A 16,252-nucleotide genomic window follows, 5' to 3' on the forward strand; every position below is an offset into this window, starting at 1 on the left:
GCATTACTCACCCGTCCGCCGCTAGGAATCAGGTGCAAGCACCCTATCCCCGCTCGACTTGCATGTGTTAAGCCTGCCGCCAGCGTTCAATCTGAGCCATGATCAAACTCTTCAGTTAAAATCATTTCGAACTTTATAAGTAAAGTTCTTAAACTTGGCTCATCAATTTTCTGACTTAAATTTCGCTCAAATAAACTTCGAGTAATTCAAACCAATCAATCAATGAAAATAATTTCGATCAATCAACCAGTAAAAATCCACACAAGTTGTTCTTCATAATCTCTTAATGATCTCACTTAAAACCTCGTCAGTTTTAAGTTCCAACCCAATCACTTAACGTTTCGTTTCATGCATTGCGTTGGTGTGCTGCGTATTCTATACAGTTTCAGAACCAGTGCAAGAGCTTTTCTTAAAAATATTCAAAAAAGCGCATTGTACGTTTATTTTTTAATCTGAATTGCTATTTTTAGCAGTTTTAATGCTTTTTTCCAGTCATTTTCAGCCTAAAAGTTTAAGCAAATGTGAATTTCGACTGGTTTAGTTTTTATTAAAAGGGATCGTTGCATACGATCCCTTTTAATATTGAACAATAAATTTTAATTTGCCTGCTCGCCAAGCCAATTCATAAATTTTTGTCGTTCAGCTTTAGATGCCTGTTTCCACAACTGAATTAATTGCTGATCAAGCTGACCAACTGATACATTTTCCCGAACGTTTGCAGTAGCAACATTTGGTGTACTTGCAGTTTGAGTGTAGACCGCTGCCGGCTGATTTGTTGGAGTTATTACTTTATTCGTTGTCAAATCCACAGATTTTCCTAAAACGCTTTGCCCTAGTAATGGTTTCGCTGCATCTTTTGCTCCCGCCTGCTGAACCAGAAGCTGATTTTTTGCATCATATAAACCAATAATTGACTGATCTTTATATTTTTTCGCTTCATCAAAATTTTTAGGCGCGTTAATTAAAGCCAATTTATAAGCTTCACCATCTTTAAGTTCTGGAGTTTTTACAGTTACTACGCCAGATTTTAAAATGTCATGAGAATTGTCATTGTGCTGGAAAAATTCAGTATAGCGAACACTAATCGCATTCGTACCAGCATCCAGTTTATAAGTTTGATCTGAGCGTAATAGACCTGAACGTACTTCCTGATCATTCACTGCGATTATCTTGATTTCTTCAGGTACGGTTAATGTCACGGCTGAAAAAGCTGATGTGCTGCTCAATAATGCAACTACAGCTGCTGTGATACGTAAATCCATGTCACTCACTCATTCTGGTTAATATATAAAATTTTCATTGCACTATGCCGTGTATAAATGACAATTCTATGACAAATGCTTTGTCTCTACAGTACTTTACTCAGCATTTATCAGACTATCTATCTTCTGATTTCTGCTATATCACACATAAAAAAAGAAGTACTTAACAGTACTTCTTTCTCATCTCTAAATCGATTATGCAAAGGTCTTAAATCGTTCTGCATCATCCATAAAGGTTTTTTCACCCGGAGGCGCTTCGATTGAACCAAATACCAATTGAGCACGAAGCTTCCAGTTTGATGGAATACTAAAAGTTTGCGCTACTTCTTCATCAATGATCGGATTGTAGTGCTGTAGTGATGCGCCAATATTATGTTCAGCCAAAGCTGTCCAGGTTGCAAACTGCGCAATACCGCTAGCATGCTCTGACCAGATCGGGAAATTATCTGCATACAGCGCAAATTTTTCTTGCATTCCTTTAATGACATTCTGGTCTTCATAAAACAGTGCAGTTCCATAACCTGCCGCAAAACCATCTATTTTGCTATTGGTAGCCTCAAAAGCATCTGCTGACACCAGGTCGCGTAAAGTTTCACGCACAATATGCCAGAAAGTATCATGTGATTGACCAAACAAAATCACCACGCGTGAAGATTGCGAGTTAAAAGATGATGGACTATGTTTCACCGCCTCTTTAATGATGTTCTCAATTTCTGCCTGATCCAGGCTGACATTTTTCCCAATGGCATAAATACTACGGCGTTTTTTAATATGATCTAGGAATGCCATGATCTCACCTCGTTCTATTCTGATTATTTAAAACCGATAAGATCATCCTAAGCATTTTCACTGCCTAAAACAGTCTTATTTCGATAACAATGTGTTTTATTTATAGAACATTCTCAGAGATGTTAAGGTTGATCCTTTGTATCAGTCACCTTAGCACATACTAATTTCAAGAATCACAGGTCTTAGCTAAATACCTGGAAGCTGTCTGGGTTTACAGACTCAATTTTATCTTCTATTGCTTCTTCAATTGAACCGAAACAGAGCTGAGCACGTAGCAACCAGTTTTCATCAATCTTAAAATGCTCAGCTACAGGGTGATTGATCTGCGCATTATAATGTTGCAAAGAAGTACCTAGACCAGCATCTGCCAGCGCAGTCCACGCAGCAAACTGTACCATGCCAGAAGTCTGCTCTGACCACAGTGGAAAATCATCGGCACTAAATGGAATCTTTTTCTGTAATTGCTGAATGGCGCGCTGATCTTCATAGAATAAAATCGTGCCATAGGCATTTGCACATTGATCCAGCTTGATTCTAATCCCTTCATAGACCGATGCCGGCACATGCTGGCGTTGAATGTCTTTCACAATATTCCAGAATTGATGATGTGAATCGGCAAATAGCACGATAATGCGTGCACTTTGTGAATTATAGGCTGAAGGACAACTATGCACAGCTTCCTGAATCAGCTCGGTCAGATAAGCCTGACTGTAATGCACACGCTTACCTAGCTGATAGGTCCCACGGCACTTTTTTAATTTCTCAACAAAAGTGAATTCTAAATTTTCAACTGCTTTACTTTTTTTAGGAAATTTAAAATCCTTAGTCAGGTCAGTTGTTAATACCTGCCCAATTTTATTGAGTAATGCCATTTTCTACCCTCTACATATAGCCTGAACTTCAATCACCAGGAAAATCCCATACAATTATAATGGGTTTATTCAGGCAGGCAGGATTTGCTATTTTTTTATGCTGCTTTTTAGAGCATTCAAACTCCTTAAAAACAAAAAACTCCGCATTTAGCGGAGTTTATGTGACGCAAGTCGCATTAATTATTTTTCAGTTTCAAACAATGCAGCAACGAATGATTTTGCCGAGAATGGACGCAAGTCATCAATTTTCTCACCTACACCGATAAAGCGAATCGGTACATGGGTACGGCTGGCAATATTAAACAGCACACCACCTTTTGCAGTACCATCCAGCTTGGTAATGGTTAAACCCGTTAAACCTACTGCTTCATCAAACATTTCAACTTGATTAATGGCATTCTGTCCTGTACCGGCATCCACCACCAGCATCACTTCATGTGGCGCAGTCGCATCAATCTTCTGCATGACACGTTTAACCTTGGTCAATTCCTGCATCAGGTGACCTTTGTTATGCAAACGGCCTGCAGTATCTGCAATTAAAACATCCACACCTTTGGCACGTGCACTTTCGAAAGCATCAAAAATGACAGAAGCAGAGTCAGCACCATGACCTTGGGCTACGACGGCGATATTGTTGCGTTCACCCCAGATCTGTAACTGCTCAGTTGCAGCAGCACGGAAAGTATCACCCGCAGCCAGCATGACTTTTTTACCTTCGCCTTGCAGACGTTTTGCGAGCTTGCCAATGGTCGTGGTTTTACCTACACCATTTACACCCACGACCAGAATTACATATGGATTTTTGTTTGGATCGATATGCAGCGGTTTTACACGCGGAGCCAGCAGAGCGACCAGTTCTTCCTGAAGCGCTTTATACAGCGAGTGAGAATAAATCAGGTCACCGCGTGCAGTACGTTCAGTCAAATTGGCAATAATCGTTTTAGTCGCATCAACACCGATATCTGCAACCAAAAGCTGTTCTTCAACTTCTTCTAATAATTCATCGTCAATTTCTTTGCCACCAATCAGGATATTGACCATCCCATCGGCAAGATTTTTACGGGTTTTGGTTAAACCCTCTTTCATACGGCTAAAGAAACCGCCTTTTGTAGCAGGTTCTTCTTCCTGAGCTTCTGTCGCTACAGGTGCAGAAACCTCAGCAGTTGCGCTTGGTGTTTCTACAATTGGCACATTAACCGCAGGTAAACTCGGTAACGTGACATCATCATCTCCGATATCAGCATCAATCAAAAATTTGTTTTGCCCATTAGATTGCTGTTGCATGCCGAATCCTTGAAAAGCATTGCGTTAAAAAATTGAATTCTAGCATAACTTGCAGTGTTTTGAGCGGGCAATCCAATCCATGAATAAACAACCAAAAAATAACAGTGTTTGGTTGCTTTCAATACAAGATTTCTGAAAAATAATCCTAAATACAAATATCTATTCATTGGAAGACTTTGTGTCCCTATCTTTTTTTGCTATCTCCTCCTTATCCAGAATCATTAAACAACGGATTTCTCCAGCCGCTGTACTCCTCCTGAGTTTCGGTTTTAACCCCGTACATGCCGCAACCCAGAGTGAATTATCCCGCACTACCATCGAAACCTATTTAGGTAATGGCTTAAAAGTCATTATCCGGGAAGATCATCGCTCCCCGATGGTGATGACACAGATCTGGTATAAAGTCGGCAGTAGTGATGAGTCCGGCAATATTCTCGGTGTATCTCATGCTTTGGAACATATGATGTTTAAAGGCACAAGCAAGGTTCCCAATGATGAATTTACCCGGTTAAGCCGGATTTATGGCGGCAGTATTAATGCCGCAACCTTTACCAATTACACGAACTATTATCAGCTCTATCCCAAAGCCTATTTTCCGATGGCGCTAGAACTTGAATCTGACCGTATGAACAACCTGTTGTTACGCCAGCAAGATTTTGATCCGGAAATTAAAGTGGTAATGGAAGAACGGCGTCAGCGTACTGATGATAATCCGCGTGCCCAGGCATTTGAACGCTTTAGATGGATCAGTTATCCCACCAGTCACTATCGTCAGCCCGTGATTGGTCACATGAAAACGCTTAATAATATTCAGCTGAGTGATGTTAAAAAATGGTATCGAGACTGGTATAGCCCGAATAATGCCATTCTGGTGATTGTCGGTGATTTAGATGTGCAAGAAGCTCTGGTTCAGGTACAGAAATATTTCGGTGATATTCCGGCGCGTCCCACACCCTCACGTAATGATGTACTCGAGTTTGAGCGCTTAGGCTATCGTCATATGGAAATTGAGAGCAATGTTCAGGTGCCTAATCTGTATATGACCTGGAATGTGAAATCTCTAGCTACCGCCAAGAATCCTCAAGATGCCTATGCTCTAACCATTATTCGCAGCCTGCTGGATAGTGGGATTTCTTCTCGGTTGCAGGATCGTCTGGTTCGCGACCGCAAAGTGCTTACTTCTGTGAGTGTATCCTATGATCCTTATAACCGTGGAGATAGCCTGTTTGGTATTTCCGCACTTCCGGCTCCAGGCGTTAACCTGGCAGAAGCACAAACGGCCATCCAGAAAGAAATTGATTTATTAAAAACTGAAGCTATTTCTGAGTATGAACTGGCACGGATCAGCACACGCTTTATTTCAAATCTGATTTATAGTCAGGACAGTCTGAGCGGACAGGCCAAAATGATTGGAAACCTTGAAGTAAACGGATTGAGTTACCGCCTGATGGATGAACTGCCTCAGCATTATGACAGTGTCCGTGCAGAGGATATTCAGCGGGTTGCTAATGCCTATTTTGTCCGTGAAAATTTAAGTACGCTCTACCTTTTGCCTGAACAGAAAGCTCAATAATGGTTATTACAATGTCTAAAGTTCGCTCTCTTATCCTTTTAACCAGCTTAAGCCTCAGTTCAAGCCTTTGGGCAGAAAATTATTTAGATACCCAACCTGATCTGAATGATAATCCCAGTCAGCTACAAGCGATCCCTCTCCTGCAAAGTTTAAAAAATATTAATCAAAAGCAGGCATTCCAAGCACCTTTTATTCATGACTTGAACAATCGCTACAAAGTTCGTACCTTATTTGTTGAAACCCGTGATTTACCTATGGTCGATATTCAACTGACCTTTAATGCCGGATCAGCACGAGATCAGGAAATTGCTAAAGGTCTATTTGGTTTATCCAGCACAGCAGCCAAACTGATGCGTGAAGGAACAGATAAATATACGGCTGCACAGGTGGCTTCCGTCTTCGATGCCACGGGCGCACAATTTAGCGTACAGGCTTATCGCGATATGTTTGTCGTTCGCTTGCGAACTTTGTCAGATCCCAAGAAAATGGAACCTGCTTTGGCCATGATGATGGAAGTTCTCAAAAATGCCACATTCAAGCCTTCCAGCATTCAGCTAGCACTCAGCAATACTCAAGTAGGACAAAAACAGCTTCAGGAAAATCCAAGTAAGCTGATGGATATCCGGTTTTATCGAGCATTGTATGGTCAGCATCCTTATGCCGAACCCATTACCGGCACCATTGGCAGTACCAAAAAAATTACGGCTGATTTACTGAAAAAATTCCGCGACCAGTTTCTGGTGGCACAAAACATGAATATTGCCATTACCGGCAAACTCAGTCCTAAACAGGCACTGGAACTTTCTGAACGAATTGCAGGCAATTTGCCTCAAGGACAGAAAGCTGTTGCATTAGCTGAACCTGAAGAAAAATCGGGTTTTGATATCGTGCATTTGCCTTATAACTCATCCCAAGCGCATGTGACCTTCGGCCACTTAGGACCAAACCGTTTTACTGAAGATCGGCTTGCTCTAGAAGTGGCTAATCGCATGTTTGGTGGTAGCGGATTTAATGCAGTATTAATGCAGGAATTAAGGGTAAAACGCGGCTATACCTATGGTGCTTATAGCACATTCAGCTTTAGTCAAGCACCCGGTATATTTAGCTTCCGTTATTCGACTAGACAAGATCAATTACTGGATAGCATTCAGGTCGCACATCAGGCTTTTATCAACTTTGTAAATCAGCCGATTGATACTAAGCGACTGGAAGAAACCAAGGCCGGGATGTTAAGAGCATTTCCGAATAATTACAGCAGCAATGCCACAATCAATGCCCAGTTAGGCACAATGGGCTTTTATGCAGAGCAAGCCGACTATCTGTCACGCTATCCAGAACGTCTAGCCAAAATTACCGCTGCAGATGTGCAAAATGCCGTGCGCAAACATCTGCATCCAGAACGCTTGACACTGGTCGTGGTAAGCCAAGAACTAGATAAAGAAGCATTAAAACTACGATTGGAACAGAACCTGTTAGATCCTTCTACACCACTACCGAATACGATTCCAATACCTAAGGCATATCCACAGAAACCGGCGGAAGCTGACGAGCCCGTAGAGATTCCTGTTGATACGCCTGCATCAATTTAAGATATTGACCGCGATGGATGCGTTGCTGTTGCAGCAAAGTCTGAGCCATATCCTGTGTTTGGGGTAAGCTCTGCTGTTCTGCAAGTTGCTGAAGTAAATTAAATTGAGAAGTCGTCAGTGGACGATAAATGGCAAATGTAGCCAGACATAAAATTAATGCCACAATAAAAATAACAACCGCATTATAAATTTGTTCAAGCTTAATTTTATTCAGAAAATCGCTTAATTTTTTGCTATCTATAGCCATACACTACCTCAAGTTGCAGCTAGTGTATGGCTGGGCCCCATGAAGTTCAAGTCAAAGATTGAATGACCAGTATAAATACACATCTCGATATGAATATAAATCGATTAGGATTTCAACAATTCGTACACACTCCAGGCAATGACCATTGCCACCAGACCTAAGACCAGTAAAATTGCAAACTTGCTTAAGCCGGCTTCTGCTTCAGGTGGATGCAGTCGATCTTCATCTGCAATTCGGACCAATTCATCATTATAGTGACTATAAAACTCTGCACGCTGGGTTTCGTCCAGAGCGCGGGTAAAATCATAAACTTCTTTACGTTGAGCCAGACTGTAATCACCTAGATGGGTATATTTGTCATAAATTGCCTCATCCAGTTTTTTACGGTGTACATGCGCCAATTCTGTAATCTGACTGGCTGTTGGGGGCATATCAAAACTGAGCCCTTCAAGAGTTCTTTGCATCATGTTGTTCTCCTTTTCTTTTGTTCTATTGTTAAAATCTATACCAACCAAACTTCCAAGTGTGTATAGTTTGATCGTACAAACTATAAATTAAGTAAACAGGAAAGCTGATATAGTTGACTTTTCCATTATTCTGTAATATTAGTTTAATAATACTAAGTTATATTTGTATTTAGACTTAAAAGTCTATCCGAAATCATAATTAAAATTAAGGAGTTTTTATATTATGCAGAATATCTCTCAACATGATTTGGAACATCTGTATGCAGATGCAGTGAATACCATTCAATCGCAAATGAACTTTGTCGATGCAGTAAAACAATTAGAAGATGCTGCGCGCGCCGGTCACGGTAAAGCAGCTCTCTTTTTAGCTGAACTGTATTATCAGGGTTTTCGTGTAGAACGAGATTCACTCAAAGCACAATACTGGCAGAGCATGGCCACCATGCAAGCCTGAAGAAACGTCACCTCGGTGACGTTTTTTTATGCCATTTTTTCGAAATACTGCAATTAAGACATAATTTATTACGATTGCTTGCAAAGCTGAAACAGTAATTTCACTTGAACTTTCTAGAATAGAGCTGAACTCTAATAGCACTTTATTTTAACGACAATGCGAAAAATTATTCAATACGACCCGATTTGTAAAAACTTTCTTTTGAGGCTGACCATCCTCAAATCTATGATGTATTGCGGCGTTTTGTGGGGCGTCTATCATCAGGGTTGGGCGATGATGCGTGATCAGGAAGATTATATTTTTCCATTCTGGCTTAATTCTCTGGATGCCAAAAATTATGCCAAGGAACATTGGCCAGGTTATGTACCCCGTAGAATCAACCCGGAAGATTTCGAAAACAACTTGTTACCTACACTGTCCCGACTAGCCGTGACACCTACTTTATGTAGCGGCAATGGCACTAAACTAAAGTTATCCATTCCACAGATGCGTCACCTGTTTTTTTCACAACAAAGACTGCACTTTGCCTAAAAACATGTTATTTATAAAGACATAAAATAGACACCTAGAGATGTTCAGCTGGATACATACTCTAGGACTAATAATAATTAGATAAAAAGGACTCAATAGAATGACCAACGTAGCACAAGTGCTCGGTGATAAAGTACATCAGGCAGTTTATACCATCCGTCCAGACTCTACAGTTTTAGAAGCAATTAGCCTGATGGCAGAAAAAGGAATCGGGGCGCTGGTCGTTACCCACGAAGATAGTGTGGTCGGCATTTTGTCAGAGCGTGATTACACCCGTAAAATCGCATTGATGCAAAGAACCTCTTTTGATACCACGGTCAATGAAATTATGACACCTAAAGTCATAACCGTGACTTCTGCAACTTCTGTTGAAGACTGCTTAGCATTAATGACTGACCGCCATTTACGCCACTTACCTGTAGTTGAAAATGACAAACTGATTGGCCTGATTTCGATTGGTGACTTGGTCAAAGCTGCAATGGAAGATCAACGTAAGCTGATTGATCAGTTACAACAATATATTTCAGGCTAAAATTCTTTCTTAGTTGAATACGTAAATTAAGACTCAAACTCAAAATGTCATTACAAACAAATGACAATGCCATATCAAAACCAGATTAGATATAAAAAATCCCAGCCTTAAGACTGGGATTTTTTGATTATTAGATCAAATTAAAGACCGAGTTTCTCTGCGACATAGTCAGAGTCTTTATCACCACGACCTGAAAGATTCACTACAATCTTAGTCTCTTTAGGCAGTTTACCCGCTTCACGAATTGCCCAAGCCACTGCATGTGAACTTTCTAATGCTGGCACAATTCCCTCAACGCGTGACAGGGTCATAAAGGCATCCAGACACTCCTGATCTGTTGCTGTAGTGTATTCCACACGACCTAGATCTTTCAGCAGGCTGTGCTGTGGCCCTACGCCTGGATAATCCAGCCCAGAAGCAATCGAATGCACAGGTAAAGGCTCACCCTGCTCATCTTCGAGTACATAACAGGCCATACCATGCAACTGGCTTGGTTTACCCAAAGTCAGCGTTGCGGAATGCTTATCAGTATTTAAGCCATGACCTGCAGGCTCTACCCCCACCAGTTTCACGTCTGGATCATTCAGGAATGCCGTGAATGCCCCCATGGCATTTGAACCACCACCCACACATGCCACCACAAAGTCTGGGTTTGCACCGAAGCGTTCATTGGTTTGAACCTTGATTTCATCGCCAATAATGGACTGGAAATCACGCACCATCATTGGGAATGGATGCGGTCCTACCACCGAACCAATCGCATAGATATAGTTTTTCGGATCTTTCAAGTATTCTTCAAAAGCACTGTCGACTGCATCTTTAAGGGTCGCAGTACCACGCGTCACAGAAATCAGCTTAGCACCCAAGATTTTCATCTTTACGACGTTTGGATGTTCTTTTTCGATATCCACCTGGCCCATATGAATTTCACATGGAATACCCACCAAAGCACATGCAGTAGCCAATGCTACACCATGCTGACCTGCACCGGTTTCTGCAATGACTTTGGTTTTACCCATATATTTCGCCAGCAGTGCTTCACCCAGGCAGTGATTGATTTTATGTGCACCGGTATGATTCAGGTCTTCACGTTTTAAATAGATCTGTGCTCCACCTAACTGGTCAGAAAGGCGTTTAGCATGAAACAAAGGGCTAGGACGGCCGACATAGTTAGCAAACAGGTCTTTTAATTCATTTTGAAATTCTTCAGTTTGACGGATTTCCTGATAGGCAACATTGATGTCATCCATGGCCTGTTTTAGATCCGGTGGAATGAACTGACCGCCATATTGACCAAAGAAACCCTCTTCATTGGGCAACGCAATACCATTAATTTGATGAGCCATAATAATTCCTGAATATTGGAATAAGGTATAACAAGTGACTTTATACTAGAATAATTCGTTTTAAAGCACTAATAACTATAGATAAAGTCACTTATAGATAAATGGAATCAACGCGCCAGATATTTGGTCATATCCTCAATACCTTTTAAGGTCATTGGAAACATATGATCTTCAAAGATTTGCTTAATCAGGCCAATAGTATGCGTGTAATGCCAGTATTTTTCTTCTTCAGGATTGAGCCAAGCGGTTTTATCAAAATGCTGACGCAGACGCTGTAACCAGACCTGTCCTGCCTCATCATTCATATATTCGACCGAACCACCGACGGAGTTCAACTCATAGGGTGCCATGCTGGCATCACCCACTACAATCACCCGGTAATCCCGTCCATAGGTATTGAACAGATCCCAGGTATTCATGCGCGAGCTGGAACGACGGACATTATCTTTCCAGACATAGTCGTATAGACAATTATGGAAATAGAAATATTCCAGAGTCTTAAATTCGGTCTTAGCGGCGCTAAACAGTTTTTCACACTGAGCGATATGCGCATCCATTGATCCACCGATATCAAACAGCATTAGTACTTTAATACGGTTACGACGCTCCGGCACCAATTGCACATCCAGAATCCCCTGTTTGGCGGTTTCACGAATAGTACTATCAATGTCCAGTTCTTCAGCCGCACCCTGACGAGCGAACTTACGCAAACGGCGCAGTGCCATCTGCATCTGACGACTACCAAGAATCTGATCATCATCCAGATTACGGTATTGACGCTGTTCCCAGACTTTGACGGCGGAACGTTTACGCCCCGGCCCGCCAATGCGCACACCTTCAGGATGATCACCATAGGCACCAAATGGCGATGTGCCACCAGTACCAATCATCTTATTCCCGCCCTGATGTTTTTTATGCTGTTCGCGCAAGCGTTCTTCCAGCATTTTCATCAGTTCTTCCAGCGATCCGGCTTTTTTCAGTTCTTCACGCTGTTCAGGGGTTAAGTGCTTTTCCAGAAGTTCCAGATCAAACCAGTCTTTGGGTAGTTTAAGCACCTGATTCAGCAGTTCATCCAGATCAAAAGTCGCGATACCATCAAAGTAATCTTTCATGGCGCGATCGAACTTGTCGAAGTAGCGCTCATCTTTGACCATCACAGTTTTAGCAAGCTGATAGAACTCGCCCTGATCAGCAAAAACCACGCCTGCCGCCACCGCTTGATTCAGATCAATCAGCTCACGGGTGGAAACTGGTACGCCATATTTTCTGAGGGTATAAAACAATCGCACAAACATGCGTGTTTCTCCCTTAGCGACGCGACATAAAGGCTAGACGTTCAAGCAGTTGTACATCCTGCTCATTTTTGATCAGCGCGCCGTACAAAGGCGGAATCGCTTTGGACTTGTCGGTATTTCTTAAAATGTCTTCCGGCATATCATCTGCCATGAGTAGGCTTAGCCAGTCGATCAGTTCTGAAGTTGAAGGTGGTTTTTTCAAGCCTGGAATCTGACGTAACTTGAAGAAGACTTGCAGAGCTTCATTCACCAGCGTTGCTGAAATATTCTCAAAATGCACATCGATAATTTCACGCATGGTCGCTTCATCCGGAAACTCGATATAGTGGAAGAAACAACGGCGCAAAAAGGCATCTGGAAGTTCTTTATCGTTATTTGAAGTGATGATGACAATCGGACGCTGGGTCGCAGTAATGGTTTCACCCGTTTCATAAACAAAGAAAGACATCTTGTCGAGTTCATGCAACAAGTCATTTGGGAACTCGATGTCTGCTTTATCAATCTCATCAATCAGCAATACACAGCGTTCTTCACTGGTAAACGCTTCCCAGAGTTTACCCGGCTTGATGTAGTTCTTGATGTCATAAACGCGATCATCACCTAACTGACTATCACGCAAGCGTGATACTGCATCATATTCATACAGGCCCTGCTGTGCCTTGGTCGTTGATTTGATATGCCAGGTAATCAGCTTCAGTCCGAGGCTTTGTGCCACTTGTTCAGCCAACAGGGTTTTACCTGTACCCGGCTCACCTTTAACTAGCAAGGGTTTTTGCAAACTACGCGCAGCTTTCACAGCCAGTTTTAAACTGTCAGTGGCAATGTACTGATCCGTACCTGAGAATTGTTGAATATCAGCAGACATGATTGAACCTTATTTTTTTATTTACAGCGGTGAACTTTTCTTGTTTGACCCAAGACCCGTTTTACTGGATGCATAGGTCGACCAGCAATAGCCAATCACAGACCCGATACCAATGACAAATAAAATAAGTGACGCATTAATCCAAACGAGTTCATATTCCTTGGTCAGAATACCAAACAGCAGCCCGAAAATAGCAGGTGCAACTGAAGCATTACTGCCTTCAGAAACGGTTGGGGTTAATAGCACGGCAAAGGCTAACAACCATAAAAAACCGCCCATTGCCTTTGGCATGCGCTTGGTCACGCCATACCAGCAGGCTAACGCAATCAGACTGCCCAGCAGATACACTGCAAACGCAATACTCTGGTCAGGAATTGAGTCCAATACAGCTACAAAACCATTCATTTCACAACTCCTGAACTGAGCTTAAGCCCCACGAAGACCTTCTGGCGCTGGCGCATTCGGGTTAATCAAACCTTCTGGTGGCATTTGCAGGAAGAAACCACGAGTAGAAATTGAATCCATCACATGTAAAACATTGGCACGTGCCAGTTTACGCGATTCACTCAATTCAAGATGCATGACAAAAGTCGCACGACCAAAAGCAACACGTACCGGTTCAGCCAATACCTCTAGTGGTTCAAATGTTTCGGCTTCGTTCTCATCTGCAGGACGCGCCACATAAAGATACATTTCATCTTTTTTGCTAGATTTGTAGATAGACACTTGCATGTTTCAAACGACTTTTCTGAAAAAACAATCGCAAGGATACATCAAAAAAACGACAGAAACATTAGCCGCCTCCAATGCATCAGTCGTGATTTTGTATAATTGCTTTATCTTTAATCAATCCAGTAAAAATCACTCAACCACTTTCATCTGGGTCGACAGATAAGACTCATCCTGATGCAATACCTTAATTAGCGGCAGAGTTAATAACTCATAGCGCCAGCCGAGCAAGTAGTTTGGCAGATCCTGTTCATCCTTATGACATACCACATGCTGATATAAGGCATTCAGCCATTTCTTGCGCATCAGCACTTCTTTAGGTACAGAGATTTGATTGGATATATTCTGGATCATTGTTTCGACCTTCTCGCCAATCTCTCTGGATGAATGGCGGATTGGGCGTGCCAGACGTAATGGCCAGTCGGCTTGGTCAGGCAGGAATTTCAACAGATCCAAAATGGTCTTGCCATGTTCACGGACAATATTCGCCCGGATGTCTTTCATCTGACTGAGCTGGAAATTATTGCGCGGGAATTTCTCTACCAGATCAATCATGGTCGAGTTTTTCAGAATAAAACTACGCGGCTGATTCAACGCCTTGGCAATCTGCTCACGCCATACAGCCAGTTGTTGCAACTGCATTAATTGACGGCGTGAATGACGATAATTACCGACATCCTGATAAAGTAAGGCAGTCGGTGTTTCTTCACCAATTTCATGGGTCAAAAAACGGCAATCTTCAAGAGCGAAATCGAGCAGATATTTGCTTTCCAGATCTTGTTTGACTTTATCCGACAACTGCACCAGATAATGCACATCATTGGCTGCATACAGTAACTGTTCAGAACTTAAAGGTCGTGCCAGCCAGTTAGAGCGGGTCTGATCTTTTTCAATATCGACATCCAGCATCTGTTTCAAGGCATTCTGATAGCTGACCTGCAAACCATGTCCGAGGAATGACATGCCGACCTGTGTATCAAAGACATTGCTCAGGGCTTTTTTCTGGGTGTAATGATAAATCAGGTCAATATCTTCACTACAGGCATGGAAAATATTCTGTTGAGCATTAAAAATCTTTTTCAGAAATTCACTCAGATCCAGTGTTGTTCCATCCAGCAGGTAGACCTTGTTATTGACATTGATTTGAAAAACACCAAGTTTTGGCCACAAGGTGTCTACCTTAATGAATTCTGTATCCAAGCCATAGACCGGATTTTGATCCATAAGGTTCAGGACATGATTTAAGTCGTGCTGATGTTGAATAAATTGAAACATAAAGACTGAGTCTAAAATTAGATGCTCGATGAAGCTATATTACCCGATATATAGAATTTTTATATAAAAATGTGACAACCAAATCAAACTTTTTGTTCCATATTTTTCGAATATAGCTTATCTAGTAAAAATTTTATATTTTTACTAATATATTTTTTATATTATATATTAAGAGAATATAATTAATATTTCACTTAATTCGCATCCGGTTATGTACTGCCTGACTCAGAGTATGGCTATCTACATACTCCAATTCTCCACCTTGAGGCACCCCTTGAGCGATACGCGTCATTTGCACCGGTAAATGTTTACTGGCTTCAACCAGATAATGTGCGGTTGCTTGTCCTTCGACAGTCGCATTGGTGGCCAGAATCACTTCCTTGATCTGCCCCTGACTTAAGCGTTGCAGTAAATACGGAATACCGATTTCTTCAGGCCCGATTCCATCTAGAGGTGACAGATGACCGCCTAAAACATGATATTTTCCGCGAAAACTGCCGCTTTGCTCAATCGCCATAACATCTGCGGGTGACTCCACTACACAAAGCAGTTCATCATCACGCTCAAGTGAGGTACAGATATTACAGACTTCATCTTCCGTCAATGAATGGCAGATCGAGCATTCATGAATGTGATCGGTTGCTTCAGTTAAGGCATGTGCCAGACCGATCGCCCCTTCACGATTTTTCATGATTAAATGCAAAGCCATACGCTGGGCCGATTTCGGCCCAACGCTTGGCAAAATGCGTAATGCTTGAACCAGTTGATCAAAACGATCACTAAACATTGCGCATACTTCCTTAGAATAAACCAGCCAGACCAGGTGGTAAGCCCATACCTGAGTTTGCAGATTTCATTTTCTCTTCAGAGATCGCTTCTGCTTGACGCGCTGCATCATTCATCGCTGCTGCAATTAGATCTTCGATCATATCTGGATCGTCCTGTAACAGTTCAGGATTGATTTCGATACGTTTCACCACATTGCGGCAAGTCATGGTAACTTTCACCAGACCGCCACCAGCCTCAGCATGCACTTCAGTTTGCGCAAGCTCTTCTTTGGCTTTTTTCATGTTGTTTTCGACTTCTTTTTGCATGCGCTGTGCTTGCTGCATCAACATATTAATGTTCATAAAGATCTCCGA

Annotated in this window: 19 protein-coding genes and 1 rRNA gene; 5 read left to right on the forward strand and 15 right to left on the reverse strand. The window is 42.0% G+C overall.

Going from position 1 to position 16,252, the window contains the following annotated elements; genetic code table 11:
• From FTU46_RS01470 to ftsY, 5 genes are all read right to left on the reverse strand, one after another.
• Positions 1-118 (reverse strand): 16S ribosomal RNA (locus FTU46_RS01470); the annotation flags it as partial.
• Positions 119-596: 478 nt separating this feature from the next.
• Complete coding sequence (locus tag FTU46_RS01475; RefSeq protein ID WP_180104200.1) at positions 597-1,262, reverse strand: DUF2057 domain-containing protein; 666 nt, start codon at positions 1,260-1,262, stop codon at positions 597-599.
• A gap of 195 nt (positions 1,263-1,457) precedes the next feature.
• Entirely contained in the window at positions 1,458-2,051 is a 594-nt protein-coding gene (locus FTU46_RS01480; protein WP_166134838.1) for a nitroreductase family protein, read from the reverse strand.
• Positions 2,052-2,233: 182 nt separating this feature from the next.
• On the reverse strand, positions 2,234-2,923 hold the full coding sequence (locus FTU46_RS01485; RefSeq protein ID WP_180018752.1) for a nitroreductase family protein: 690 nt from the start codon (positions 2,921-2,923) through the stop codon (positions 2,234-2,236).
• 180 nt (positions 2,924-3,103) lie between these two features.
• Positions 3,104-4,207, reverse strand: a complete 1,104-nt coding sequence (gene ftsY, locus FTU46_RS01490) for a signal recognition particle-docking protein FtsY (RefSeq protein WP_034171087.1) — start codon at positions 4,205-4,207, stop codon at positions 3,104-3,106.
• 232 nt (positions 4,208-4,439) lie between these two features.
• On the opposite strand from ftsY, the gene FTU46_RS01495 reads away from it, so the two are divergent.
• Positions 4,440-5,780, forward strand: coding sequence for a M16 family metallopeptidase (locus FTU46_RS01495; protein ID WP_373686576.1), 1,341 nt, complete (start codon positions 4,440-4,442; stop codon positions 5,778-5,780).
• A gap of 11 nt (positions 5,781-5,791) precedes the next feature.
• The gene (locus FTU46_RS01500) at positions 5,792-7,369 is read left to right on the forward strand and encodes a pitrilysin family protein (protein WP_180104202.1); all 1,578 of its coding nucleotides are present in this window, start codon (positions 5,792-5,794) and stop codon (positions 7,367-7,369) included.
• Here FTU46_RS01500 and FTU46_RS01505 read toward each other — a convergent pair.
• Together FTU46_RS01505 and FTU46_RS01510 are read right to left on the reverse strand one after the other, a co-directional pair.
• Positions 7,293-7,616 (reverse strand): hypothetical protein, encoded by a 324-nt coding sequence (locus tag FTU46_RS01505; protein WP_125279147.1) that lies wholly within the window; start codon positions 7,614-7,616, stop codon positions 7,293-7,295. The genes FTU46_RS01500 and FTU46_RS01505 overlap by 77 nt on opposite strands.
• A gap of 104 nt (positions 7,617-7,720) precedes the next feature.
• Positions 7,721-8,083, reverse strand: coding sequence for a hypothetical protein (locus FTU46_RS01510; protein WP_081402667.1), 363 nt, complete (start codon positions 8,081-8,083; stop codon positions 7,721-7,723).
• Positions 8,084-8,303: 220 nt separating this feature from the next.
• On the opposite strand from FTU46_RS01510, the gene FTU46_RS01515 reads away from it, so the two are divergent.
• The 3 genes from FTU46_RS01515 to FTU46_RS01525 all read left to right on the forward strand — a co-directional run bounded on the left by FTU46_RS01515 (position 8,304) and on the right by FTU46_RS01525 (position 9,600).
• Positions 8,304-8,537: a hypothetical protein gene (locus FTU46_RS01515; protein WP_180104281.1), complete on the forward strand. Its 234-nt coding sequence runs from the start codon at positions 8,304-8,306 to the stop codon at positions 8,535-8,537.
• 156 nt (positions 8,538-8,693) lie between these two features.
• Complete coding sequence (locus tag FTU46_RS01520; protein ID WP_034171083.1) at positions 8,694-9,068, forward strand: DUF2750 domain-containing protein; 375 nt, start codon at positions 8,694-8,696, stop codon at positions 9,066-9,068.
• Between the two features lie 100 nt (positions 9,069-9,168).
• Positions 9,169-9,600, forward strand: a complete 432-nt coding sequence (locus FTU46_RS01525; protein ID WP_125279146.1) for a CBS domain-containing protein — start codon at positions 9,169-9,171, stop codon at positions 9,598-9,600.
• Between the two features lie 140 nt (positions 9,601-9,740).
• Here the strand turns inward: FTU46_RS01525 and trpB are convergent, their stop codons facing one another.
• The 8 genes from trpB to FTU46_RS01565 form a co-directional block, all read right to left on the reverse strand.
• Positions 9,741-10,946 (reverse strand): tryptophan synthase subunit beta, encoded by a 1,206-nt coding sequence (gene trpB, locus FTU46_RS01530; protein WP_180104203.1) that lies wholly within the window; start codon positions 10,944-10,946, stop codon positions 9,741-9,743.
• Positions 10,947-11,053: 107 nt separating this feature from the next.
• The gene (locus FTU46_RS01535; protein ID WP_180104204.1) at positions 11,054-12,241 is read right to left on the reverse strand and encodes a VWA domain-containing protein; all 1,188 of its coding nucleotides are present in this window, start codon (positions 12,239-12,241) and stop codon (positions 11,054-11,056) included.
• Between the two features lie 13 nt (positions 12,242-12,254).
• Positions 12,255-13,106 (reverse strand): MoxR family ATPase, encoded by an 852-nt coding sequence (locus FTU46_RS01540; RefSeq protein WP_180104205.1) that lies wholly within the window; start codon positions 13,104-13,106, stop codon positions 12,255-12,257.
• 21 nt (positions 13,107-13,127) lie between these two features.
• A complete protein-coding gene (locus tag FTU46_RS01545; protein ID WP_180003755.1) occupies positions 13,128-13,511 on the reverse strand; it encodes a hypothetical protein in 384 nt (127 codons plus the stop codon).
• A gap of 21 nt (positions 13,512-13,532) precedes the next feature.
• Positions 13,533-13,838 (reverse strand): YcgL domain-containing protein, encoded by a 306-nt coding sequence (locus FTU46_RS01550; RefSeq protein ID WP_004783715.1) that lies wholly within the window; start codon positions 13,836-13,838, stop codon positions 13,533-13,535.
• Positions 13,839-13,967: 129 nt separating this feature from the next.
• Complete coding sequence (locus tag FTU46_RS01555) at positions 13,968-15,110, reverse strand: HRDC domain-containing protein (protein ID WP_180104206.1); 1,143 nt, start codon at positions 15,108-15,110, stop codon at positions 13,968-13,970.
• Positions 15,111-15,300: 190 nt separating this feature from the next.
• On the reverse strand, positions 15,301-15,897 hold the full coding sequence (recR, locus tag FTU46_RS01560; RefSeq protein WP_125279141.1) for a recombination mediator RecR: 597 nt from the start codon (positions 15,895-15,897) through the stop codon (positions 15,301-15,303).
• Between the two features lie 13 nt (positions 15,898-15,910).
• Positions 15,911-16,240, reverse strand: a complete 330-nt coding sequence (locus tag FTU46_RS01565; protein WP_125279140.1) for a YbaB/EbfC family nucleoid-associated protein — start codon at positions 16,238-16,240, stop codon at positions 15,911-15,913.
• Between the last annotated feature and the right edge of the window lie 12 nt (positions 16,241-16,252).

The sequence above is a fragment of the Acinetobacter sp. YH12108 genome (genome assembly GCF_013419055.1).
Lineage (GTDB): Bacteria > Pseudomonadota > Gammaproteobacteria > Pseudomonadales > Moraxellaceae > Acinetobacter.

Excerpts from the sequence above, each read along its gene's own strand:
- FTU46_RS01475 (WP_180104200.1), bottom strand. The coding sequence starts at position 1,262 with ATGGATTTACGTATCACAGCAGCTGTAGTTGCATTATTGAGCAGCACA.
- FTU46_RS01480 (WP_166134838.1), bottom strand. The coding sequence starts at position 2,051 with ATGGCATTCCTAGATCATATTAAAAAACGCCGTAGTATTTATGCCATT.
- FTU46_RS01485 (WP_180018752.1), bottom strand. The coding sequence starts at position 2,923 with ATGGCATTACTCAATAAAATTGGGCAGGTATTAACAACTGACCTGACT.
- ftsY (WP_034171087.1), bottom strand. The coding sequence starts at position 4,207 with ATGCAACAGCAATCTAATGGGCAAAACAAATTTTTGATTGATGCTGAT.
- FTU46_RS01500 (WP_180104202.1), top strand. The coding sequence starts at position 5,792 with ATGTCTAAAGTTCGCTCTCTTATCCTTTTAACCAGCTTAAGCCTCAGT.
- FTU46_RS01505 (WP_125279147.1), bottom strand. The coding sequence starts at position 7,616 with ATGGCTATAGATAGCAAAAAATTAAGCGATTTTCTGAATAAAATTAAG.
- FTU46_RS01510 (WP_081402667.1), bottom strand. The coding sequence starts at position 8,083 with ATGATGCAAAGAACTCTTGAAGGGCTCAGTTTTGATATGCCCCCAACA.
- FTU46_RS01520 (WP_034171083.1), top strand. The coding sequence starts at position 8,694 with ATGCGAAAAATTATTCAATACGACCCGATTTGTAAAAACTTTCTTTTG.
- FTU46_RS01525 (WP_125279146.1), top strand. The coding sequence starts at position 9,169 with ATGACCAACGTAGCACAAGTGCTCGGTGATAAAGTACATCAGGCAGTT.
- trpB (WP_180104203.1), bottom strand. The coding sequence starts at position 10,946 with ATGGCTCATCAAATTAATGGTATTGCGTTGCCCAATGAAGAGGGTTTC.
- FTU46_RS01535 (WP_180104204.1), bottom strand. The coding sequence starts at position 12,241 with ATGTTTGTGCGATTGTTTTATACCCTCAGAAAATATGGCGTACCAGTT.
- FTU46_RS01540 (WP_180104205.1), bottom strand. The coding sequence starts at position 13,106 with ATGTCTGCTGATATTCAACAATTCTCAGGTACGGATCAGTACATTGCC.
- FTU46_RS01545 (WP_180003755.1), bottom strand. The coding sequence starts at position 13,511 with ATGAATGGTTTTGTAGCTGTATTGGACTCAATTCCTGACCAGAGTATT.
- FTU46_RS01550 (WP_004783715.1), bottom strand. The coding sequence starts at position 13,838 with ATGCAAGTGTCTATCTACAAATCTAGCAAAAAAGATGAAATGTATCTT.
- FTU46_RS01555 (WP_180104206.1), bottom strand. The coding sequence starts at position 15,110 with ATGTTTCAATTTATTCAACATCAGCACGACTTAAATCATGTCCTGAAC.
- recR (WP_125279141.1), bottom strand. The coding sequence starts at position 15,897 with ATGTTTAGTGATCGTTTTGATCAACTGGTTCAAGCATTACGCATTTTG.
- FTU46_RS01565 (WP_125279140.1), bottom strand. The coding sequence starts at position 16,240 with ATGAACATTAATATGTTGATGCAGCAAGCACAGCGCATGCAAAAAGAA.